The following is a 22,478-nucleotide window of genomic DNA, read 5'->3' as shown; positions in this document are numbered from 1 at the left end:
CTGGTCGCATCCCGGTCACACGGGCGGGGCCTCGAACAGCACGTCGGGTTCGTTGAACTGCTCCTTGGCCACCGACTCGCTCATCGGGTCGGCGGTACCCCACTGGTCCTGCACGATCGGGTCGTCCACGTCGTGCCGTCCGGGGTGCCACAGGTCCTCCTCCAGCACGGCGAGCTCCGTGGTGTACTCGACGGTGTTGCCGTGCGGGTCGTGGAAGTAGGCGAAGGTGTTGTCGCCCGCCAGGTGGCGGCCGGGCCCCCAGGTCAGCCGTGTCCCGGCGCGCAGCGCCCGTCCGGTGCCGCGCAGGTACTCCTCCACTCCGCGCATCTCGAACGAGGCATGGTGCAGGGAGACATGGGGGCCGCGCGCGATGGCGAAGGAGTGGTGCAGCGGGTTGCACCGCATGAAGTACATGAGGTCGCCCATGTGCTGCGAGAACAGGGTGTCGGAGAGTCGGAAGCCCAGGTGCCGCGCGTAGAAGTCCCGAAGTCCCGCCGGATCGGTGGAGTTGACCACGCAGTGCGAGAGCCGGACCGGGACCGCCTCCCTCTCCTCGATCTTGCGGTGGACCCGGTTCTCCACGTCCGCGGAGACCTCGACGACCCTCCCGTCGGGGTCGAAGAACCGAAAGCCGTAGCCGCCTCCGGGAGTGTCCATGGCGCCCGGTTCGCTGACCAGGGGGACGTCCGCGGTGCCCAGCCGTGCGGCCAGCTCATCGACATCGGCCGCTGAGGCGGCGCCGAAGGCGACCAGATCCATGCGCTTGCGCTGGTCCTTGCGGATGCGGACGACGTACTGCTCGGGGCTCCCCTCGGCCGCGAAGAACGAGATGCCGCTGTCGTTCGCGATCTCGGTCAGTCCCCACACCTCGGAGTAGAAGGTGCGCTGCCGGTCGAAGTCGGGCACGGCCAGGTCGAAGTGACGCAGATGCGTGATGGGCTGGAAGGCGTCGGAGGAAGTCGAGGTCATCGGATGCTCCTGACGGTGTTGCGCTGGTGGCCGAGGCCGGTTATCTCGGCCTCCAGGACGTCGCCGGGCGACAGGAACACGCGCCAGTGGGCGCCGTTGCCGGCGGGGGAGCCGGTGAGCAGCAGGTCTCCCGGGCGCAGTGTGCTGGTGGTGGAGGCGTACGCGATGAGCCGCGGGATGTCGAAGATCATGTCCTTCGTCGACTCGTCCTGGCGTACGACTGCGTTGTGGCGCAGGGTGATCCGCACGTCGGCCGGGTCGCCGACGAAGGCGGCCGGCACCAGGAACGGCCCGGTCGGCAGGAAGGTGTCGGCGTTCTTGGCGGTGAACCAGTCGGTGCCAATGGCCTTCAGGTCCGGCCTGTAGAGCCGGTCGCGGGTCGTGAGGTCGTTGCAGATCGTGTACCCGGCGACGTACGACCACGCGTCCTCGGGGGCGATGCTCCGCCCTTCACGGCCGATGACGAGCGCGAGCTCCAGCTCCCAGTCGTGCTGCTCGCCGAGCTCCGGCAGTATCACCTCGTCGTAGGGGCCGCACATCGCGCGCGGCGAGCCGAGGAAGACGTACGGCACACCGTTGCGGGCGCGTTCGTCCATCATCTTCTCGGCGTCGGCCCGCGCCTCCTCCGGGGTGGCCCCGTGCACGCTCTCCTTCTCGGCCGCAACCAGATCCACCACGTGACGCCGGTAGTTGGCACCCGACTGGAGGATCTGGCCGGGCTCGATCGGGGCGTGCACGCGCAGGTCGGCCAGGTCGTGCCAGGCGCCGTCCGGTGCCTGAGGTTCCTCGGCGAGAGCGGCCAGCCGCGGCAGCACCTCGTCCCAGTCCTCGACCAACGCACGCACCGACGCCGCCACGTCCGACAGATCGCGCACCCGGGTGACGGTGACCAGTCCCGGGAACGGATCGCCGCCGCGGCTGAAGGTGCCGAGCGCGAACGGCCCGGCGTGGAGGGGCAGATGATCAGGCACGAGCGACTCCTCGTTCCGTGTGACAGGGGAAGTGACAGGACAGGGGGTGCGGACACGGCATCCACCGGAACGCTAGGCAGCCGCGAGGGCCCGGCGGAAATGGTCATCGGCGATGCCAGCCATCACGTTCGGCCACTACTCCCCGTCACCCCAGATCCCGCATGGTTTCCGGCTGGTCCATCGCCGTAGGGGATGGATGACGTGCTGATTCGCGATGCCCGAATCCGTTGACCGCGCGGTCGCCGCTCACGGAGGGTCATGCACGCAGACCCAGACCGTCACATCCGGAACGACAGGAGCATGTGGTGATCGTCGAGCACGCGGAGCTGGCCGTATCGGCCGGCCAGGAGCAGCAGTTCGAGGCGGCCTTCGCCGAGGGACGCAAGGTTCTCGCCGAGGCCGACGGCTTCCGCTGGGCCGAGCTGCTGCGCTGCGAGGAGCGGCCGCAGACCTACCTGCTGCTCGTCGGCTGGGACACCGTCGAGGCGCACACCGTCGGTTTCCGCACCTCCGAGCGGTTCCAGCGCTGGCGCTCCCTGGTGGGCCCGTACTTCGACAAGGCCCCGGTCGTCGAGCACTACCACGAACTCGGGGACCGCTTCCCAGGCTGACGGACCGGCCTTCCCCTATCCCTCATCTCACACAGCAAGGAATGCCCATGGCAGTGGACAAGGTGCTCGTCGTCGGCGGCGGTATCACCGGAAGCGTGCTGTCGCTCGCGCTGACACAGCGAGGCGTCGACGTCGACCTGGTCGAGATCTCACCTCAGTGGTTCGGTGTCGGCCACGGCATCACCCTTCAGGGCAACGCGCTGAAGGCGCTGCGCTCGGTGGGCGTCCTGGACAAGGTGCTCGCCCGGGCGGTGCCCTTCGACGGTCTGCGACTGCGCCAGGCGGACGGCGAGCTGATCACCGATCTTTCGGTCGCCCACACCGGCGGACCGGACCTTCCCGCGACGGCCGGCGCGCTCCGCTCCGACCTCCAGAACGCCCTGTGCGACGCGGTGTACGCCCACGGGGTGCATGTCCGGCTGGGCCTCACCGTCGAGCGGTTGGAACAGTCGCCCGGCCGCATGGACGTGACCTTCACCGACGGCACCACCGGGAGCTACGACCTGGTCGTCGGCGCCGACGGCATCAAGTCGCACATGCGCTCCCTGATCGGCATCACCGTCGAGCCGCGCCCGGTCGGCATGTCCATCTTCCGGGTGGTCGCCGACCGCCCGGCCGAGCTGGACTGCCACGAGGTCCACTACGGCGGCCCCCGCTACAAGGCCGGCTACAGCCCCATCTCCCCGGACAAGTGCTACGCCTACCTGCTGGACGAGAACTTGGACGCCTCTCTGGTGGGCCCTTCCGCCCCGGTGTCCCTGCTGCGGGAACGCGGCGAGGGCTACGGCGGCACCTGGGGCAGGCTCATCGCCGCGCTGCCCGACGACACGGTGGTCGACTACCGCTGGATCGAGACCGTGATGATCGACGAACCGTGGTACCGGGGGCGGACGATCGTGATCGGTGACGCGGCGCACGCGTGCCCGCCCCTGGTCGCGCAGGGCGCGGCGATGTGTGCCGAGGACGCGGTGGTCCTCGCGGAGCTGCTCGTCGGTGAGGACCCGGTCGAGGTCGCGCTCAAGGCGTTCATGGCACGGCGGATGCCCCGTGTGCGGATGGTGCTGGAGAACTCCCTGAAGCTGGCCGAGTGGGAGATCCACCCTCAGACGCCGGGGGCCCACCCGGCCCGGCTGATGACCGAGACCCTCGACGCGCTGCGGGCCCCGGCATGACCATGCCTGTCGTGGACTTCCACGGCCACGTGGCCGTCCCGGCGGCGGACGAGCTGTGCGCCGGTACGGAGGGACTCGCGGCCGAGTTCGCAGCCGAGCAGCGGGCGCACGCGCCCGAGTCGTTGGCGGCCAACCGAGCCCAGTTGTCCCGGCTGCGGCCCAAGCTGACCGACGTACGGGCAAGGCTGGCGGACCTCGACGCGATGGGCGTCGACATCCAGGTGGTCGGGCCGATGCCGATGCACCACTACTGGGCTGGCGAGGACCTCGCGGCACGCCTCGCCCGTACCGTCAACGCGGGAGTCGCCGCACACTGCGCCGAAGCGCCGCAGCGGCTGTACGGCCTGGGCACCGTCCCCTTGCAGCACCCGCACCTCGCGGTGGAGCTGCTTGAGGAGGCGGTCACCGGACGCGGGCTGTACGGGATCGGCGTCTCCACCTCCGTCGACGGCCGTGAACTGGCCGACCCGGCCCACGACCCGGTGTGGGCGAAGGCCGAGGAACTGGGCGCGGTGGTCTTCGTCCACCCATGGGGCTGTTCCCTCCGGGAACGGCTCGCCGCCCACTACCTCGGCAACACCGTCGGCCAGCCCGTGGAGACCACCGTCGCGCTGTCTCGGCTGATCTTCGGCGGCACCCTCGACCGCTTCCCGGGGCTGAAGCTGGTCGCCGCGCACGGCGGCGGCTACCTGCCCATGTACATAGGCCGGTCCGACCACGCCTGGCAGGTACGCCAGGACGCGCGGGGCTGCGCCCACCCGCCGAGCGTCTACCTGCGGCGCATGTGGTTCGACGCCCTGGTCTACACGCCCCGGGGACTGCGCCACCTGGTCGAGGAGGCCGGTGCGGACCGTGTCGTTCTCGGCACCGACCATCCCTTCGACATGGGTGTCGAGGACCCGGTGGCGCGCCTGGACGCTGCGGGGCTGGACCCGGCGGCCCGGGCCGCGATCGCCGGCGGCAACGCCATGGACCTGCTGAGGACGGTCCGGCGCGCACCCACCCCCACCCACCGCTGAGCACGGGAGAAACACACGATGCGTTTCACGACATACGAGCACGGAGGCGTCGAGCGCGCTGGTGTCGTCCGGGAAGGGGTGGTCCACCCGCTGCCCGACGGCACCACGGTGCTGTCGCTCCTGGAGAACGGGACGTTGCGGGAGGCGGGCGAGCGGGCCCTGGCCGGGGACGGCGGTCCGCGGGTCGAGGACGTCCGGTTGCTGCCCCCGTTGAAGCCGCCGTCGATCCGTGACTTCGTCGGCTTCGAGGCGCACATCGAGGGTGTCTCGAAGGCCTTGGACGGTTTGGAGCACATCCCCGAGGAGTGGTACCGGGCGCCGAACTTCTACTTCACCAACCCGCACGCCGCCTACGGCGCCCACGACGAGGTGCCGGTCCCGGCCGGATGCTCGGTGCTCGACTGCGAGCTGGAGGTGGCCGCCGTGATCGGCCGGCCCGGGCGAGACCTCACGCCCGAGCAGGCCGGGGACGCCATCGTCGGCTACCTGGTCTTCAACGACTGGTCCGCCCGTGACCTGCAGAAACCGGAGAAGAACCTCGGCCTGGGTTTCTCCAAGGGCAAGGACTTCGCCAACACCCTCGGCCCGTTCCTGGTGACCGCGGACGAGGTGGAGAACCGCAGGGACCCCGACGGGTTCCTCGACCTGGAGATGACCGTCACCATCAACGGGGAGCTCATCGGCCGTGACACTCTTGCCAACTGCTCGTGGACCTTCGAGGAGATGATCGCGTATGCCAGCCGCGACACCTGGGTACGCCCGGGAGACCTGCTGGGCTCCGGCACCTGTGGCTGGGGCGCCCTGGCGGAGCACTGGGGCCGCAACGGCGAGCGGAACCCGCCCCCGCTCACCCCGGGTGACGTGGTGACGCTGACCGTGGAACGGCTCGGCAGCGTGTCCAACCGGATCGTGCCGGGCCGCCAGGACATCTACCTGCCCCGGGCGCGCAGGCGCGGGCGCACCCCGCGGCCCTGAGGGCGGGAACCGTGGAGCCGCACGTCCAAGGGCTGCGGCCGACCGCACCAGCACCACGGGTGGCGTCGCGACTGCGGTATCCGTGGCACCGATTGCTGGTATCGATCTCGGTGACGGTCACACGCCACCCCTTCCTTGCCCTGATTGCTCCTGGTTAAGCTCACCGCCCTGGTTGATCCCGCGTTTCGGCGCTGGTTCGGTGACATTGCCGGAAGGGACTCGAATGGGGCTCGGAACGATCGACCTCAACCTGCTGGTGGCGCTCGAAGCGTTGTTGCAGGAGAAGAACGTCACCCGGGCGGGTGAACGCCTGAACACCAGCCAGTCCGCGATGAGCGGCTCGCTGGCGCGGCTGCGCCGACACTTCGACGACGAGCTGCTGGTGCGGGTGGGCCGGGAATACGAGCTGACGCCGCTCGCGGAGCGCCTCCTGCCCGTCGTACAGGCGTCCCTGCAGAAGGCCGAGGAGGTCCTGTCCCTGACTCGTCGGTTCGATCCAGCCACCAGCGGCCAACGGTTCTCCGCCGTCATGTCCGACTACGTGATGACGGTGATGGTGGAGCCGCTCCTGCGGGTCATCGGGCAGGAAGCGCCGGGCGTGCGCATCGACTTCCACCCCATCACGCCCGGACAGCTGACGAGCGAGACTCATCTGGCCTGCCACGACCTGCTGATCGCGCCGCTCGGCTACCAGGTGCCCGGGGTCAACGAGGCTGTGCTGCGCGACCGGTTCGTGTGCATCGTCGACCCGGACAACCCACGGCTGGTGGAGGGGCGACTGACCCTTCGGGACCTGGCGGAGATGCCGCACGCCGCGGCCGGATTCGCCAAGAGCCTCACCCCGTCGGACCGTCAGCTGGAGGTGCTGGGGATCACTCCGAGGATCCAGGTCAGCACCCCGGGTTTCAGTGTCCTGCCGTTCGTGGTGGGCGGCACGGATCTGGTGGCGATGGTGCCGGAGCGGCTGGCCCGCCGGTATGCGGGCTTCGCGCGCTGTGCCGTCGTACCGACGCCGTTCCCCGACGAGCTGCCGCTGGTCGAGGCCATGTACTGGCACCACAAGCGCCATGCGGACCCCGGGCACACGTGGCTGCGCGGCGCGGTCCGTCGCGTCTGCGCGGAACTGGCCGAACCCGGCATGCCGGCTCTCGCCGCCGATGCATCGGCGACCGGCGCTGCCGCCGGTCAAGCCATGGCGGTCCCGGATGCCAGCCATCGGCAACAACCGTTTCCGCATCTCGTCTCCGCTTCCTAGCGTGAGGCCCGTGCCGGGTACGGCCGAGTGCCCGGACGGGATGCAGGCAGGAAACAGGAGGAAGCCGTGAGTCGAAGACGTCTGGAAGGCCGAAGCGTTGTCGTCACCGGTGCCGCCCGGGGCCAGGGTGCCGCCGAGGCGGAGGCCGCGGCCCGCGAGGGCGCCACCGTCATCGCCACCGACGTCCTCGGCGAGGACGGCGAGGCCCTCGCCGCCTCCCTGACCGCACAGGGACTGGACGTCGATTACCAACACCTCGACGTCTCCTCACCCGACGACTGGGCGGCTCTCGCCGACTGGCTGGAGGAACGCGGCCGTCCCCTGCACGGCCTGGTCAACAACGCCGGCGTGCCGGTACGCGCGCGGCTCTGCGAGGTCGACGTCGCGGACTGGAACAGGGCCTTCGCGGTCAACACCACCGGCGCCCTGCTGGGCATGCAGGCCATGGCCCCGCTGATGCGCGAAGGAGGCTCGATCGTCAACGTCGGTTCGGTCGCCGGCCTCGTCGCCCACCATGCGGTCGCCTACACCTCCAGCAAGTGGGCACTGCGCGGACTGTCGAAGGTCGCAGCGCTGGAGCTGGCCCCCCGCGGGATCCGTACGAACGTCATCCACCCCGGATACATCGAGACACCGATCATGGCCAACGCCAACCCCCTGTTCGTGAAGGCGCATCTGTCGATGACGCCCATGAACCGGGCAGGGGTCCCCGAGGAGGTGGCACCGCTGGTGGTGTACCTCCTCTCCGATGAGTCGGCGTACGTCAACGGGGCCGAGATCACTGTCGACGGGGGATTCTCGGCACACGGCGGCACCAAGGCGTTCACCGACGCGCTCGACGCCGTGTAGAGCCCTTCGCATTCTCTGCCTTTGGCGCCCTGCGGTGTTTTCCGCACCTGATGGCGGGCTGCACTGTGCCCTTTTCCGTCACACGCTGATTCATTTTTCACGGATTCATTGGTCACGCTGAAAGGTGAGCTGTATGAGCTGGACCTCTCGCCGGGTCGTCACCGGTCACGACGATGACGGAAAGTCGGTGTTCCTCTCGGACGGACCGCCGCCCGTGGTGCGGACCGCACCGGACGGCGCGGTCTTCCACGAGCTGTGGAACACCCGCCGAACGCCGGCGCCTGTAGACCCTGACGAACCGGAGCCGACGCAGATCTCCCTGACCGTGCCGCCCGACCCGAACGGGACGAAAATCAGGATCAACGAGTTCCCGCCGGGTGTCGTGTCGCCCATGCACCGCACGCAGACCGTCGACTACGGCATCGTGCTGCAGGGGGAGGTCGTCCTGGTGCTCGACGACACGGAGACCGTGCTGCGGTCAGGGGACGTGGTCGTACAGCGGGGCACCGATCACCGCTGGGAGAACCGCTCCGGAGCGGTTGCCCGGATGGCGTTCGTACTTGTCGACGGCGAATTCTCCGACCGGCTCACGAAGCGGCTTCCCGAAGGAGTCATGGAAAGCCTGCTAACGGATCCCAGTCACCCCTGATATCGCTGTTGAAGCGGCCGCGGATCGGCAGGATCAAACACATCGTGCTCCGTGATGACATTCATACCGATTCGCAATTTCCCTTGCAGCCGCCCGCTGTGTTCAATTCCAGCAATCACCGACTCCCGAAATGGCGACATTCCCGCCACCGCTCCCCAAGGAGAATCGTGTCCGAACAAAGGCGTTCGCTCCGCAGACTCGCCCTCCCCCTGATCGTCGCGGCGGTCACCGCCGTCACCACCGCCTGCGGCGGCTCCGCGAGCAATTCGGCCGGCGGATCCTCCGACTCCGGGACCTCCAAGGAGGCGCGCGCCGCCCTGGAGACGGCCTTCAAGGGTGCCACCGGGGACCTGCCGGAGGTCACTGCGAAGCCGAAAGCAGGGATGAACCTCTGGGTCGTCTCCTGCGGCCAGCAGCAGCCCGGATGTGTGGAGCCCAGCGAGGCCGCCATGGCGGCAGGCAAGGCCGTGGGCTGGAAGACCAAGCTCTGTGACGGCAAGCTCAACCCCAGCGGCTGGGGGGCGTGCATCCGGCAGGCGATCAGCGCCAAGGCCGACGTGATCATGCCCGTGGGCGTCGACTGCCCGGCCGTCCAGGGCCCCCTCGGCGAGGCCAAGAAGGCCGGAATCGTCACCATCGGCAACGGCGGTATGGACTGCGACGTGGCCGGAGGCAAGAAGCTGTACTCCGCGGTCACCGCCCCGCTCAAGGGCATGCCCCTCGAGGACTACCGCGCTCGGATGGGCGCGCTCCAGGCCGACTACGTCATCGGCAGGACCAACGGCAAGGCGAAGGTGCTCCTGGTCAACTTCACCGACCCGATCTGGGGCCCGATGATCACCAAGGGCTTCCGTGACGAGCTCAAGAAGTGCTCCGGCTGCGAGGTCGTCAAGCAGCTCGACGTCGGCAACCAGGACCTCGTCAACAACACGCTCGGCTCCAAGTTCTCCTCCGCCCTCCTCGGGGCGCCCAACGTGAACGCGGTCGCCTTCCCGATCGACGGCTGGCTGCAGGCGGGCATCGGCCAGGCCATATCCTCCTCCGGGCGGAGTGCCCAGCTCACCGTGGTCGGCAACTTCGGCAACGCGGCCAACGCCGACGTCATCCGCAGCGGCGGGGCGCAGGACGGCGACGTCGGCTACTCCTCGAAGCAGCTGTCGTGGGCGGCCGTCGACGACGCCGTCCGGCTGCTGGCGGGCCAGAAGCCCGCAGAGTCGGCGGGCGTCGGCCTCGTCGGCATCGACGCCGACCACAACCTGCCCAAGAAGGGCAGCTCCTACGAGCCGCCCGTCGACTACATCAAGCACTACACCACCGGCTGGGGGACGCAGTGAGCCGCCCGTCCGGCACGGCACTGCGGATCACCGGGCTGACGAAGCAGTTCGGCGGCACCACGGTGCTCCACGGCACGGACCTCCAGGTTCGTGCCGGCACCGTCCACGCGCTGCTCGGCGGCAACGGCTCCGGCAAGTCCACCACCATCAAGATCCTCGCCGGTGCACACAGCGCCGACGGCGGCACGATCGAGGTCGGCGGGCAGAACCGGGACGCCCGGAACTTCACGGCCGCTGCCGCGCATGCGGCCGGGCTCCGCTTCGTCCACCAGGACCTCGGGGTCTTCGACGACCTCACCGTGGCGGAGAACATCGCGCTCGCCTCCGGCTGGCCCACCCGGGCGGGCGCCCGGATCAGCTGGAGGGCGCTGCACGACCGGGTCGCCGCACTGCTGGAGCGGTTCGAGATCGACGCCGGCCCCCGCGCGCTCCTCGGCACCCTGCGGCCTGCCGCCCGCACCATGGTCGCCATCGCACGGGCACTACAGGAGACAGGCCGGGACGACCTCGTCCTGGTCCTCGACGAACCCACGGCGAGTCTGCCCGAGCACGAGGCGAGCTTCCTTCTGGAGTCCGTACGCCGACGTGCCGACCAGGGGCAGACGGTGATCCTCGTCAGCCACCGCCTCAGCGAGGTCATCGCCGTCACCGACGACTACACCGTCCTGCGGGACGGCCGGGTCATCGGCACCCTCGTGGACCACCGCCCCACGGAGTCCGAACTGGTGGAGCTCATCGCCGGGCGCGCACTGGACGAGGCCGTGCGTCCGACCGTGAGCAAGAGCCGGCCCCGCCCGCTGCTCACCGTCACCGACCTGACCGGCGGCCCGCTCAGTGGCGTTGACCTCGAGGTCGGCGCAGGTGAGATCGTCGGCGTCGCGGGCCTGCTCGGCTCCGGCCGCACCTCACTGCTGCGCACCCTCTTCGGCGACCGCCGGCCGACCGGCGGCACCATCGAACTCGACGGCAACCAGGTGTCCTTCACCGGCCCCGGCGACGCGATGCGCGCTCGCGTCGCCTACGTCCCCGAAGACCGGGGCGCCGATGCCGCGTTCGCGGACCTCCCGCTGCGGGCCAACCTCTCGATGTCGGTGCTCGGCCACTACTGGCGGCGCTGGCGCCTGGACCACGGGGCCGAACGCCGCGACAGCCAGGACCTCGTGAGCCGCTACGGCGTGAAGGCACCTTCCGTCGAGGCGGCGTTCAGCACCCTGTCCGGCGGCAACCAGCAGAAGGCCGTACTGGGCCGCTGGCTGCGCCGCGACCCCCAGCTGCTGCTCCTCGACGAGCCCACCCAGGGCGTGGACGTGATGTCCCGCGCCGACATCTACACGGTGGTCCGCCGCACCGCTGCCGCTGGTTGCGCGGTCCTCGTCGCCTCCTCCGACCTGGAGGAACTGGCAGCCCTGTGCGACCGGGTCCTCGTGCTGCACCAAGGCCGCGTCGTCACCGAGGCCGACGGCGAAGGGCTCAGTGCCGACCGCCTCGTCCACCTCGTCCAGCGTTCACCGTCCCTCACCTCCGGAGCCAGGACATGACCATGAACGGTGTCACTTCTTCCGCATCCTCGCCCCCGACGCCCCCGTCCCCACCGAAATCCGAGACGTCCAAGGAGACGGAACCGACCCGGCGCACCCGGCGGTCCGCGCTGTCGCCGGGGCGGCTCGCCGAGCGGTACACCCTTCCCGCCCTGGCCGTCGCCGTGGCGGTGTTCTTCAGCCTCTACCCGCCGAGTGCCGCGGTCTTCCCGACCTCCGCCAACCTCAGCGTGGTGACCGGCAACCAGTCGGTCATCGCCCTGCTGGCGCTGGCCGCCCTCGCGCCGCTGGCCGCCGGCTACTTCGACTTCTCCCTCGGGGCGAACGCGGCGACCAGCTCCCTGGTGTGCGCGGCGCTCATGGCCCGCCACGGCGTGGGTGTCGTGCCCGCGGTGCTCGCCGCGGTGGCGACGGGCGTGCTCATCGGACTGGTCAACGGCATCATGGTGGCCCGGTTCCAGATGAGCTCGTTCATCACCACTCTGGGCAGCGCCACTCTCCTCGGCGGGGTCATCCAGTGGTATTCGGGCGGCCAGACCATCAGCGCGGGCGTCTCACCCGCCCTGCTCGACTTCGGCTCCCAGCAGTGGCTGGGTCTGCCCCGCGTGGTGTCGGTGGTCGTGGTCCTCGGTGCCCTGATGTGGTACCTGCTGGGTCACACGCCGTACGGGCGGGCGCTGTACGCGATGGGATCCAACCCCCGGGCGGCGAACCTGGTCGGCATCCGCGTTCGGCGCAACCTGCTGCTGACCTTCGTCATCGCCGGAGCGCTCGCAGGGATCGCCGGCGTCCTGCAGACCGCCCGCGTCGGCGGCGCCACCGCGGACAGCGGCACCAGCCTCCTCTTCCCCGCCCTGGCCGCCGTGTTCCTCGGCGCCACCGCGATCGAGCCCGGCCGCTTCAACGTGCTGGGCACGATGATCGGCGTGATCTTCGTCTCGGAGACCGTCAGCGGCCTTACGCTGGCCGGCGCCAGCGACTGGGTCGATCCGGTCTTCAACGGTGCCGCGCTGCTGCTCGCCGTGGGTCTGTCCACGTACTTCGGCCGCAAGCGAGCCGCCGGAGCCGCGCTGTAGCGGCCCGCTCGTTCCGGGGACCCTCTACGGGCACGTCGGCCGGCCCCCAGAGGGGCTGAGCGCATCGAACGCCGTACCGCGGGCAGCGGCGACATGGCCGGGCGGCGCGGGCGGCTCGTGCAGCGGGCAGTCAGGAGGCGGCGTTCATCAGATCGAGGGCACTCTGCTGGCGGGCGGCGTCGGTCTTGTCCAGGGGGCCGTACCAGCGCAGCCCGTACTGGTCGAGCGCGTTGCGGTCGGAGGCGTAGGCCTGCGCTGCCTGCTTGTTGAGGTACGCCGTGTAGGGGTGGTCGGACAGGATCGCGTTGAGCTTCGCCAGGCCGCGTACGTCGGCGCCCTTGAAAGAGGGACCGTCGGCGCCGCAGTCACCGCTCTCGCAGGGGTCCTTGAGGATGCCGGCCGAGGTGTTGAGCTTGCTGGAGGTGGTGTTGGCGTCGGCGATCCGACGGGCCGCGGTGAGTACGGAGGAGTCGCCCGTGGCCTTGTACAGCTCGGTCAGACCGCCGACCAGCTGGCCCTGGTTGTACGACCAGACCGTGGCGTTGCCGTTCTTGCAGGTGCTCAGGCTGATGCCGTCGCCCACCGTCCGGTCGGAGTTGATCACGCCGGTGCCCTGGAACCAGGTCCAGTCCGCCTTCGCGCGTTGAAGGTATGTGGTGTCGCCCGGGATGCGGTTGTGCAGGGCGGCGTTGAGCTCGATGTAGAGGGAGTTGGGGATGGCGTTCTTCACCGTTTTCGCGGTGCTCCACCACACCCCGCCGCCGCAGGTGTTGTCCCAGTAGGAGGCCATGTAGTCCGCGTCGGCCCGGGCTGTGGCCAGGTAGCGGGGGTCGCCGGTCAGGTCGTAGGCCGCGATCCAGGTCAGGCCCCACCATCCGGTGTCGTCGATGTAGTCGTTGCGGAACTGCCCGGCGTGGGCGTTGATCTGGAGGTCGTAGGTGCGGGCGATGGCGTAGGTGTAGCTCCGCATGCCGGTGACCCGGGCGTTGTCGATGACGGCGTGCAGCGCGTTGGCGGAGTTCCACCAGCCGGTGGTGTCGAACAGGCCGGTGCCGTAGTCGTAGAACTGCATCTGCGCGGTGGCCGCCGCGGTGCGCCGGTCGGCGGCGTTCCAGGTGGAGCGGGCCCAGGGCGTGCAGACGATGTCGGTGCGGTCGGCGGCCTTGCCACAGGCGCGCAGGGCGCCGACACCGTGGTTCGCCCAGTCGTCGACGTTGTACATCATGGTCCGCCAGCCGCTCTGGCCCGCCGGGATGGTGGTGGCGCCGATCCTGCTGCCGGAGGACCAGGTGCGCCCGCCGTCGAATGAGCGGTCCATCCACACCTCGTCCCGGGGGCTGCCGTTGCCTATGGACGCCCAGCCCATGGCGTCGGCGTCGTTGAAGTGCAGCACGAACGTGCGCCCGAAGAGTGTGGCGGTGACGGGTTTGCGGTCCTGGCCGCTGAGGGCCGGGTCGCGCGCGTCGCAGTACTTGTTGCACACCGTCGCCGACACGGCCGCCGAAGCCGTCGGAGCGGCCTGAACCAGGAAGGACGACATCGTTGTCAGGGTGAGCAGGAGTGCGGCTGAAAGAGATCGCTTGACGCGCATGGAAGAACTCCCGAGGCTTGCCGAACACTGCGGTGGGGGCACGGGGGCTGGTCCTTGAAAGCGTGTGCGCAGACGCTAACCGGAAGCGGTGTACACGTCAATGGTCTGGACCTGATCGCGCAACCCCGCGACATCGCCGGACAGTTGATCCTTACCGTGCCGTCGGCGCTTTCGCCGGACGGGGTGCCGAGCGGCGCTGCTCCACCGCTCGGCACGCCGTCCGCGTCGGAGTCGGCCGGTGAGGAGGCTGAACGCGGCCCGCGTGACCAGCCGTTGTGTCCCGGGAGGATCGACTCGCACCGCTTCTCGCCGTTGGCCGAGGTCCGAACAAGTCGTGCAAGAAGCCTTGACCGACGCCGTCAAGGCGCTCACAGTTCGTGCTAATGCGCATTACTGATACGCATGAACAGCCCGGACATCGGCCGTGAACGGCCGGGTGGGGAGCATGGTGGAACAGCCCAGGAAGCGGTCACGGCGTGGTCGGACCCCCACGGCGGCGGGACGCACGTCACGACCGCGGCAGGCGGAGGTCGCCCAACTGGCCGGAGTGTCCCAGGCCACGGTGTCGCTCGTGCTGTCGGACAAGGCGCAGGCCTCGGCGATCTCCGACGAGACACGTCAGAGGGTGCTCGATGCCGCCCGCAGTCTTGGCTACGCACCGGATCCTGCGGCTCGGCGCCTGGCAGCGGCCCGCAACAACCTGCTCGGCGTCTTCAGCTTCACGGCCACCTTCCCGACGGACGTGCAGCACTCGTACTACCCCTTCCTCGTCGGCGTGGAGCGAGAAGCCGCCGCGCGCGGCTACGACTTGGTGCTGTTCACGGGGTCGAGTTCCGGTGGCGCCGGGGCGGCCGGGCCCGAGGCGTTGAACCGGGTACGGCTCGCGGACGGTTGTCTGTTCCTTGGCCGGCACGTCCCGCTCGCCGAGCTGAAGCGGATGGTCGCCGACGGGTTCCCGGTCGTGCACCTCGGGCGTCGCGAGGAGCTGGAAGGCCTGTCCTGGGTGGGCGCCGATTATGTGAGCGCCAGCAGCGAAGTGGTCCGGCACCTGGCGTCACTGGGGCACCGCCGCATCGTCCTGGTCCGTGAGGACGATGACGCGCCGGCCTCGACGGACCGTCAACGGGGCTTCCTGGAGGGGCTGGAGTCGGCCGGACTGGCCGGTGGGCCCCAGGCCGTCTTCCGCTGTGCCGATCCGCAGCGCGACATCACACTCGAGGTGCTGGGCCGATGGCTTGCCGAGGGCGTCACCGCCTTCGTCGCGGAGGAGACCGACACCGGGGCCGCCTGGCGCGCCCTGCGCACAGCCGTGGACGAAGCCGGCCTGACCTGCCCCGACGACCTCTCCCTCGCTCTCCTTGGCAGCCCTCCGCCCGATCTCGTCGAAGGTCCGCAGCCCACCGGGTTCGACATCCCCCGCCACGAGTTGGGCGCGGCCGCGGTCCGGTTGCTGGCCGCGCTTGTGGCCGACGAGCAGGCCGAGGAACCCCTGGTCACTTGTGTGTTCCGGCCAGGTGCGACCACCGGGAGGCCGCCGGAGCGCCGTTGACCTCCCCGCACCGAATCCACCGAGCCCACCGAGTCGACTGAGTCCACCTAATCCTCCGTGGACCAGAACAACCAGCAAGGAGAAGCGTGATACCCGAAGCGGACATCCTCATCGTGGGCGGCGGACTCGGCGGCGTCGCCGCGGCGCTGGCCGCCTGCCGGGCCGGACGCAGCGTCGTGCTCACCGAGGAGACCGACTGGATCGGCGGACAGCTCACCTCGCAGGCCGTACCCCCGGACGAACACCCATGGGTCGAGCAGTTCGGCACCACCGCCTCGTACCGCCAACTCCGTGAGGGCATCCGGCAGTGGTACCGGCAGTGGTACCCGATGCGCTCGGAGGCGCTGGCGCTCACGGACCTCAACCCCGGCGCCGGACGCGTGAGCAAACTCTGTCACGAGCCGCGCGTGGCACTGGCCGTGCTGGAGGCCATGCTCGCGCCCCACCGGGCCGCCGGACGGCTGACCGTCCTCACCGACCACCGGCCCGTCGCGGCGGAGTCCGACAACGATGTCATACGGGCCGTGACGCTGGAGCACCGGTACGACAGGGCCCGCGTCACCATCGCGGCCCGGTACGTCCTCGACGCCACGGAGACCGGTGAACTCCTGGACCTCGCGGGTGTCGAGCATGCCTGTGGTGCCGAGGCGCGCTCCGAGTACGACGAGCCGCACGCCCCGGACCGGGCCCAGCCGCTCAACCAGCAGGGCATCACCGTGTGCTTCGCGCTCTCCCATCACGAGGGTGAGGACCACACGGTCGACCGTCCGGCGGACTACGACTTCTGGCGCGCGTACCGGCCGGACTTCTGGCCCGGCCCGCTCCTCGGCTTCGAGGCCCCCGATCCGCGCACCCTGGAACCCGTGTCGCGTACCTTCGTCCCCAACCCGGACCACGACCCGCTCGCGGTGAGCGCCGACCAGAGCACTGACGCGGGCGACAAGGAACTGTGGGGCTTCCGCCGCATCCTCGCCCACAAGATGCACCGCCCCGGAGCCTTCGACTCCGACATCACCCTCGTCAACTGGCCGCTCAACGACTACTGGTTGAAGCCGCTCGTCGGGGCCGGAGCGCGGACCGGAGCCGAAGCGGTCACCGAGGCACGGCAGTTGTCCCTGTCGGTCCTGTACTGGCTGCAGACCGAGGCGCCCCGCCCGGACGGCGGGACCGGGTTACCGGGCCTCCGCCTGCGCCCCGACGTGACCGGCACCGCCGACGGCCTGGCGAAGGCGCCGTACGTCCGCGAGTCGCGCCGTATCAAGGCCGTCACCACCGTCACCGAGCACGACGTGGCGATCGACCTGGTCGGACCCTACGGCGGCACCAGGCACCGGGACTCCGTCGGAGTCGGCGGCTACCGCATCGACCTGCACCCCTCGACGGGTGGTGACACCTACATCGACATCGGCTCGGTGCCCTTCGAGATCCCGCTCGGGGCACTGGTGCCGCGACGGGTCCGCAACCTGCTGCCGGCAGGCAAGAACATCGGCACGACGCACATCACCAACGGCTGCTTCCGGCTCCACCCGGTGGAGTGGAACATCGGCGAGGCCGCCGGTGCGCTCGCCGCCCACTGCCTGGCCGAGGACGTCGAACCGCACGAGGTCCAGGCCGAGGACAAGCGGTTCGAGGAATTCGCCCGCCGGCTCGACCAGGACGGAGTACAGCGCCACTGGCCCGACGTACGCGGCTACTGACCCCGGCACACACGGCGGCCCCGGACGCCGAACCGCGCGCGTGAGCAGGGCGGCCCCGGCTTCCCCTGCCCCGCCCGCGACCGCCCGAGCACGACTCTCACAGCACAAGGAGGTGCTCCGACATGACCCATCACCGCATCCGCGTCGGCATCGACGTGGGCGGAACCTTCACCGACGCCGTCGCCGTGGACGCCACGACACTGGGCCTGCTGGGCCAGGTCAAAGTGCCCACCAGCCACCATCACGAGGACGGAGTCGCCCACGGCATCGTCGAGGCGCTCGGCCGGCTGCTCGAACAGGTCGACCGCGCTCCCGCCGACATCGCGTTCCTGGCGCACGGCACGACCCAGGCCACCAACGCCCTGCTGGAGGGCGATGTCGCCACGGTCGGCCTGATCGGCATCGGCTCAGGACCCGCCGCCGTCCTGACCCGCCGCCTCGCCGCGCTGGGCCGGCTCGAACTCGCCCCCGGCAAGCGGCTCCCGCTCGCCTACGCCCACGTCGCCGACCCGGACGACGCGACCGCCGTACGTACCGCGGTCGAGGAGTTGACGGGAGCGGGCGCCCAAGTCCTCGTCGCCACCGAGCCGTTCGCCGTCGACCGGCCCGAAGGGGAGCAGTCCGTACTGGAGGCGGCCGGGCCGGCCGGGCTTCCGATGACGGCGGCACACGAGATCACCTCGCTGTACGGGCTGCACAAGCGGACCCGCACCGCCGTCGTGAACGCGGCCATCCTGCCGCGCATGCTCACCACCGCCGACCTCGTCGACGCGTCCATCACCAAGGCGGGCGTCACCGCACCGCTCATGGTCATGCGCTGCGACGGCGGGGTCATGGCGCTGGACGAGATGCGGCGACGCCCGCTCCTGACCGTGCTGTCGGGCCCCGCGGCCGGAGTCGCCGGCGCCCTGATGCAGGAGCGGATCAGCGAGGGCGTCTTCCTCGAAACCGGCGGCACCTCCACCGACATCAGCGTCGTACGCCGTGGCAGGGTCGCCGTCCGGCACGCCACGATGCTCGGCAAGGCCTCGTACCTCAACGCCCTGGACGTTCGCACCGTCGGGGTCGGCGGCGGCTCGATGGTCCGCGTCGACCGGACCCGCGTCGAGCAGGCCCGTGTCACAGGCGTCGGGCCGCGCAGCGCCCACATCGCGGGACTGCCCTACGCCTGTTTCGCCGACCTCGACGACCTGCGCGACGCGACTCTCGCCACGGTGGCCCCGATGCCGGACGACCCGGCCGACCACGCCGTCCTGGACGCGGCGGGCGGCCGGTACGCCATCACCATGACCTGCGCCGCCAACGCGCTCGGCCGCGTCCCCGAAGGGGACTTCGCGCGCTGCGACCAGGAGGTGGCCAGAGCCGCGATCGCCCCCCTCGCCGCCGTCCTGGGCGTGGACGTGCCGACGGCCGCGGGCCGGATCCTCGACGCGGGCGTGACCCAGGTGAGGAAGGTGGTGGACAGGCTCGTCCGCGACTACCGCCTCGACCCCGACACCGCGGTGCTCGTCGGCGGTGGCGGAGGAGCGGCCACCGTCACTCCGCACGTGGCGGCGCTCAGCGGGATGGAGGGCAGGATCGCCCGGCACAGCGAGGTCATCAGCCCGATCGGCGTGGCCCTCGCCCTGGTGCGGGAGCAGATCGAGCGGATCATCCCCGGTGCCGGCCAGGAGCAGATCCTCGCCGTACGCGCCGAGGCCGAACAGGCCGTCATCGCCCAGGGGGCCGCGGCCGACGGGGTCGAGGTCGAGGTGACCTTCGACCCGCAGACCAGCACCGTGCGCGCCATCGCCACCGGCGCCACCGAACTGCGGACCCAGGACCGCACGCACAGCACCGACGACGCCGGACGCCTCGCCGCAGCGGCCGCCAGCCTCAAGACCGACCCCGCCCGAGTCCGCGTCCTCGCCGGCACACCGGCCCACACGGTCTACGGCACCGAGGTGCGCCGCCGAATGAAGGCCACCCGGCGACCCGTACGCGTCGTCGACGCCGACGGCGTGGTGCGCCTGCACGCCTCCGACGCGCGCGTGGCCGCCACCACCGTGGCTGCCGCCCCCGAACTCCTCGCCCACCTGGTGCGCGAGGCCACCTCGTACGGCGACGGGGGCGTCCGCGCCCCCGCGCTGCGCCTCCTCCTCGGCTCCCGCATCGCCGACCTCTCCGGAGTCCTCGACCCGCAGCCCCTGCTCGCCCTGGCCCGCAGCGAGATGCGTGACCGCGCGGCCGACGAACCCGTGGTCGCCGTACTGGAGGTGCGGTCATGACCGGCTCCCTCGCGGGACGGACGGCGGGACTCCTCGGGCCCGCCGCCGATCCGGCCGCGGACGACCTCGATCTCGCGGTACGCCTGCTCGCCGCGACGCCCACGCACGAGGGACGTGAAGGTGCCCGACTGCGCCAATGGGCCCAGGCCGCCGACGCGTTCGGCGCCACACTCGACCCCGGCCCGTGCCGCGCCCGGATCGTCGAACGCGGCGACGGACTCGAACAGTTACTGCTCGCCCGCTACACCTCGCGCCCCGCCACCGTCGAGCTGTACACCGACACCATCGAACGGGCCGAGACGCTGATCGACGAACTCGGCTGGCGCTCCTGGTATCCCGTGGGATCCGTGCGTGCCGCGGCCCTCGCCCATGAGGCCGCACACGAACTGCTGCACCGCAAGGAGATGAAGGCCGCCCTCAAGGAAGCGGTCGGGCACATCGCCCTGCGGCTCGGCCGATTCCGGGTCCTCGGCCATGTGGCGGGGGCCGAGGAGATCGCCGCCCACGCCTGTGCCCGTACGGTCTGCGGACTCGGCCGAAGCCCCCTGCTCCTCACCGCCGCGCTCACCGCCGCGGTGACCGCGCCCGGAATGGAGAGATGAACCATGGGTCTCGTCATCCTGCTCGTCATGGCGGCGGGGGTCGCAGCCATGCTCACCCGCAGACTGCCCACGGCCTTCGCGCTCGTCATCCTCGCCGTCGTCATCGCCTTCCTCGCCGGCGCGCCGCTGACCGGGAAGAACAGCGTCATCGACACGGTTCTCCAGGAGGGCGCGCCCACGCTGGCCGCCACCATGATCGCCATCGTGCTGGGTTCGTGGCTCGGCAAACTCCTGGAGGAGACGGGCGTCGCCGCCACGCTCGTCCGCAAGATCGTCGAGTTCGGCGGTGACCGCCCGGTCGTCGTGGCCCTCGGGGTGCTGGCTGTCTCCGCCCTCGTCGGGACCGTCACCGGTTCCGCGCCCGCCGCGATGCTCGCGGGGCTCATCGGCATCCCGGCCATGATCGCCGTGGGCATCCCCAAGGTGACCGCCGCGGGGACCATCCTCATGGGCATCGCCGTGGGCATCCCCTTCGAACTGCCCCTGTGGCAGTTCTTCTCCACGGCTCTGGAACTGCCCGTGCCGACCGTCCGCGGGTTCATGGTCAAGCTGTTCCCGTTCGCCCTGGTGGCCGCCGTCCTCTACGTGTTCGCCGAGTCGCGCCGACGCGGCGTGGAACACACCTGGTCGCTCACGTCCCTGCAGGAAAAACCCCGTTCACCCAGCCGACGGGAGAAGCTGGGCGACGCCCCCTGGCACGCGCTGCTCGCCCCGGCCGTACCCCTGATCCTCGCCCTGGGCTTCGAACTCGCCATCATCCCCTCCCTGTTGGCCGGCATCCTGTACGCCCTGGCCACCACCACCCGGCCCCGGGACATGAACAAGCGGCTCCTGCGCACCCTGTACGGCGGATTCGAGGTGGCCGCCCCGCCGATCGCCCTGTTCATCGCCATCGGGATCCTGCTTGCCGCGGTGAAGCTGCCCGGTGCCGTCGACGCACTCGAACCGCTGATGAAGGCGGTCAGCCCGCACAACGCCGTGCTGTTCGTCATCGTCTTCACGCTGCTCGCGCCGCTGTGCCTCTACCGCGGGCCGCTGAACGTCTTCGGGCTGGGCGCTGGGATCGCGGGCGTCCTGATCGCCACGGGCATCTATCCCGCCGCGGTCGTCCTCGGTATGGCCACGTCGTACAACCAGGTCTTCGGCGTCGCCGACCCGACCAGTACGCAGACCGTCTGGGCTGCCCAGTACGCGGGAGTCTCCCCGCAGCAGGTCATGGTGCGCACGCTCCCGTATGTGTGGGCCGTCGCCCTCGGCGGGCTGTGCGTCACCGCGGCCACCTACCTCTGACGTTCCCCATTTCCCCGTCTCTGCGATCTCCCCGGAGCCGACCATGCCTGAGCGGTTCGACCGTCGCCTGTTCCTGCGCACCACCGCGGCCACCGGCGCCGCCCTCACCCTCGGCGGACTCTCCGCCCCGGCCGCGTCCGCCGCACCCGGCGGATTCCCCGACTACACCTATGTCCGCACGCTGCTCACCCCGTCCCAGCTGAAGTACAACCCGACGGGCGAGATCATCTTCCCGTGCATCCGCGGAACGGCCGGACGTCTCTCCAGTCCCCTTGCGAAGTACTACCTGTACTACGGGCCGCACGACGCGCCCGGCGGCATCTGCCTGGCCTACGGCGACTCCCTGGAGGGCCCCTTCACGGAGTATCCGAACAACCCGATCGTCTCGAACAACTGGCAGCCCCACTACTCCGTCAGCCATGTGGCGTCCGCCCACGTGATGTGGAACGAGAGTGCCAAGGAGATGTGGCTCTACTTCCACGGAGAGAACACGACGACGCGACTGGCCCGGTCCAAGGACGGCATCAACTTCACCTACGACAAGGTCGTCCTGTCCACGTCGATGCTGCCGAGCGGCACGACCGAGACGTCGTACGCCCGTGTCTTCCCGCACGAGCTGCCGTCCCGCGGCGCCCACTACGTCATGGTGTTCATGCTGAACAACACCACCAACCACCGTGACATCCACTGGGGTTGGTCGGCCGACGGGCGCACCTGGAGCTACGACCAGCAGCCGCTGGTCCGTCACTCCGACGTCGGCGCCGTCAACATCGGCGGGCCGCACCTGCTCCACCGCAACAACAGCACGTACGTCGTCTACAACAAGGACAAGGCGAGCGGGGGCGACCTGATGATCACGGAGGTGGGCAACGACTTCAGCAGGCGCGCCCACCTCGGTGTCTTCTACAACTCCCGGAACGCGGCCCCCGAGAACGGCCGATCAGCCTCCCCGACGTTCGGTACCGACGGCGGCGTGGCGTACATGATCTACGAGGCGGGGGAGCGCCTGGCCGGTTCCCTCGCGATGGCCCGCGCCTGACGCGGGCACTGTGCCGGGGAAGGCG

19 protein-coding genes are annotated in these 22,478 nt (G+C 70.3%); 16 read left to right on the top strand and 3 right to left on the bottom strand.

Annotated elements, in window-relative coordinates:
- Window positions 1-15: 15 nt before the first annotated feature.
- Entirely contained in the window at window positions 16-969 is a 954-nt protein-coding gene (locus tag OP79_RS32220) for a VOC family protein (protein WP_033325189.1), read from the bottom strand.
- Window positions 966-1,940, bottom strand: coding sequence for a fumarylacetoacetate hydrolase family protein (locus tag OP79_RS32215; RefSeq protein ID WP_033325188.1), 975 nt, complete (start codon window positions 1,938-1,940; stop codon window positions 966-968). Before OP79_RS32215 ends, OP79_RS32220 begins: the two co-directional genes overlap by 4 nt.
- Before the next feature lie 305 nt (window positions 1,941-2,245).
- On the opposite strand from OP79_RS32215, the gene OP79_RS32210 reads away from it, so the two are divergent.
- The 10 genes from OP79_RS32210 (at window position 2,246) to OP79_RS32165 (ending at window position 12,418) form a co-directional block, all read left to right on the top strand.
- Window positions 2,246-2,551 carry an antibiotic biosynthesis monooxygenase family protein gene (locus tag OP79_RS32210; protein ID WP_033325187.1) on the top strand — a complete coding sequence of 102 codons (306 nt, stop codon included), beginning with the start codon at window positions 2,246-2,248 and terminating at the stop codon, window positions 2,549-2,551.
- Between the two features lie 47 nt (window positions 2,552-2,598).
- On the top strand, window positions 2,599-3,723 hold the full coding sequence (locus OP79_RS32205; protein WP_033325186.1) for an FAD-dependent monooxygenase: 1,125 nt from the start codon (window positions 2,599-2,601) through the stop codon (window positions 3,721-3,723).
- Window positions 3,720-4,742 carry an amidohydrolase family protein gene (locus OP79_RS32200; RefSeq protein WP_051745087.1) on the top strand — a complete coding sequence of 341 codons (1,023 nt, stop codon included), beginning with the start codon at window positions 3,720-3,722 and terminating at the stop codon, window positions 4,740-4,742. Before OP79_RS32205 ends, OP79_RS32200 begins: the two co-directional genes overlap by 4 nt.
- Window positions 4,743-4,760: 18 nt before the next feature.
- Window positions 4,761-5,717 (top strand): fumarylacetoacetate hydrolase family protein, encoded by a 957-nt coding sequence (locus OP79_RS32195; protein ID WP_033325185.1) that lies wholly within the window; start codon window positions 4,761-4,763, stop codon window positions 5,715-5,717.
- Window positions 5,718-5,940: 223 nt separating this feature from the next.
- Window positions 5,941-6,972 (top strand): LysR family transcriptional regulator, encoded by a 1,032-nt coding sequence (locus OP79_RS32190; protein WP_033325184.1) that lies wholly within the window; start codon window positions 5,941-5,943, stop codon window positions 6,970-6,972.
- 66 nt (window positions 6,973-7,038) lie between these two features.
- Entirely contained in the window at window positions 7,039-7,821 is a 783-nt protein-coding gene (locus OP79_RS32185; protein ID WP_033325183.1) for an SDR family NAD(P)-dependent oxidoreductase, read from the top strand.
- A gap of 133 nt (window positions 7,822-7,954) precedes the next feature.
- On the top strand, window positions 7,955-8,470 hold the full coding sequence (locus OP79_RS32180) for a cupin domain-containing protein (protein WP_051745086.1): 516 nt from the start codon (window positions 7,955-7,957) through the stop codon (window positions 8,468-8,470).
- 167 nt (window positions 8,471-8,637) lie between these two features.
- Window positions 8,638-9,804, top strand: a complete 1,167-nt coding sequence (locus OP79_RS32175; RefSeq protein ID WP_051745085.1) for a sugar ABC transporter substrate-binding protein — start codon at window positions 8,638-8,640, stop codon at window positions 9,802-9,804.
- Window positions 9,801-11,342 (top strand): sugar ABC transporter ATP-binding protein, encoded by a 1,542-nt coding sequence (locus tag OP79_RS32170; protein ID WP_051745084.1) that lies wholly within the window; start codon window positions 9,801-9,803, stop codon window positions 11,340-11,342. Before OP79_RS32175 ends, OP79_RS32170 begins: the two co-directional genes overlap by 4 nt.
- Window positions 11,339-12,418, top strand: a complete 1,080-nt coding sequence (locus OP79_RS32165) for an ABC transporter permease (RefSeq protein ID WP_106972530.1) — start codon at window positions 11,339-11,341, stop codon at window positions 12,416-12,418. Before OP79_RS32170 ends, OP79_RS32165 begins: the two co-directional genes overlap by 4 nt.
- 130 nt (window positions 12,419-12,548) lie before the next feature.
- On the opposite strand, the gene OP79_RS32160 is transcribed toward OP79_RS32165, so the two are convergent.
- Window positions 12,549-13,958, bottom strand: coding sequence for a glycoside hydrolase family 76 protein (locus OP79_RS32160; protein ID WP_245685529.1), 1,410 nt, complete (start codon window positions 13,956-13,958; stop codon window positions 12,549-12,551).
- A 496-nt stretch (window positions 13,959-14,454) separates the two neighbouring features.
- Between OP79_RS32160 and OP79_RS32155 the strand changes: the two genes are divergently transcribed.
- The 6 genes from OP79_RS32155 to OP79_RS32130 all read left to right on the top strand — a co-directional run bounded on the left by OP79_RS32155 (window position 14,455) and on the right by OP79_RS32130 (window position 22,453).
- Complete coding sequence (locus OP79_RS32155) at window positions 14,455-15,558, top strand: LacI family DNA-binding transcriptional regulator (RefSeq protein ID WP_078492141.1); 1,104 nt, start codon at window positions 14,455-14,457, stop codon at window positions 15,556-15,558.
- 86 nt (window positions 15,559-15,644) lie between these two features.
- Window positions 15,645-17,255: an FAD-dependent oxidoreductase gene (locus tag OP79_RS32150; RefSeq protein ID WP_033325180.1), complete on the top strand. Its 1,611-nt coding sequence runs from the start codon at window positions 15,645-15,647 to the stop codon at window positions 17,253-17,255.
- Window positions 17,256-17,377: 122 nt separating this feature from the next.
- On the top strand, window positions 17,378-19,522 hold the full coding sequence (locus tag OP79_RS32145) for a hydantoinase/oxoprolinase family protein (protein ID WP_033325179.1): 2,145 nt from the start codon (window positions 17,378-17,380) through the stop codon (window positions 19,520-19,522).
- On the top strand, window positions 19,519-20,124 hold the full coding sequence (locus OP79_RS32140) for a hypothetical protein (protein WP_051745083.1): 606 nt from the start codon (window positions 19,519-19,521) through the stop codon (window positions 20,122-20,124). The genes OP79_RS32145 and OP79_RS32140 overlap by 4 nt, the downstream gene beginning before the upstream one ends.
- Window positions 20,125-20,127: 3 nt before the next feature.
- Window positions 20,128-21,414: a TRAP transporter large permease subunit gene (locus OP79_RS32135; RefSeq protein ID WP_033325178.1), complete on the top strand. Its 1,287-nt coding sequence runs from the start codon at window positions 20,128-20,130 to the stop codon at window positions 21,412-21,414.
- 43 nt (window positions 21,415-21,457) lie between these two features.
- Window positions 21,458-22,453, top strand: coding sequence for a glycoside hydrolase family protein (locus OP79_RS32130; RefSeq protein WP_033325177.1), 996 nt, complete (start codon window positions 21,458-21,460; stop codon window positions 22,451-22,453).
- The last annotated feature ends 25 nt before the right edge of the window (window positions 22,454-22,478 follow it).

The sequence above is a fragment of the Streptomyces yerevanensis genome, assembly GCF_000716805.1.
GTDB classification, from domain to species: domain Bacteria; phylum Actinomycetota; class Actinomycetes; order Streptomycetales; family Streptomycetaceae; genus Streptomyces; species Streptomyces flaveus.
The sequence above is the reverse complement of the archived record's forward strand: the minus strand, read 5'-3'. Positions and strand labels throughout refer to the sequence as shown.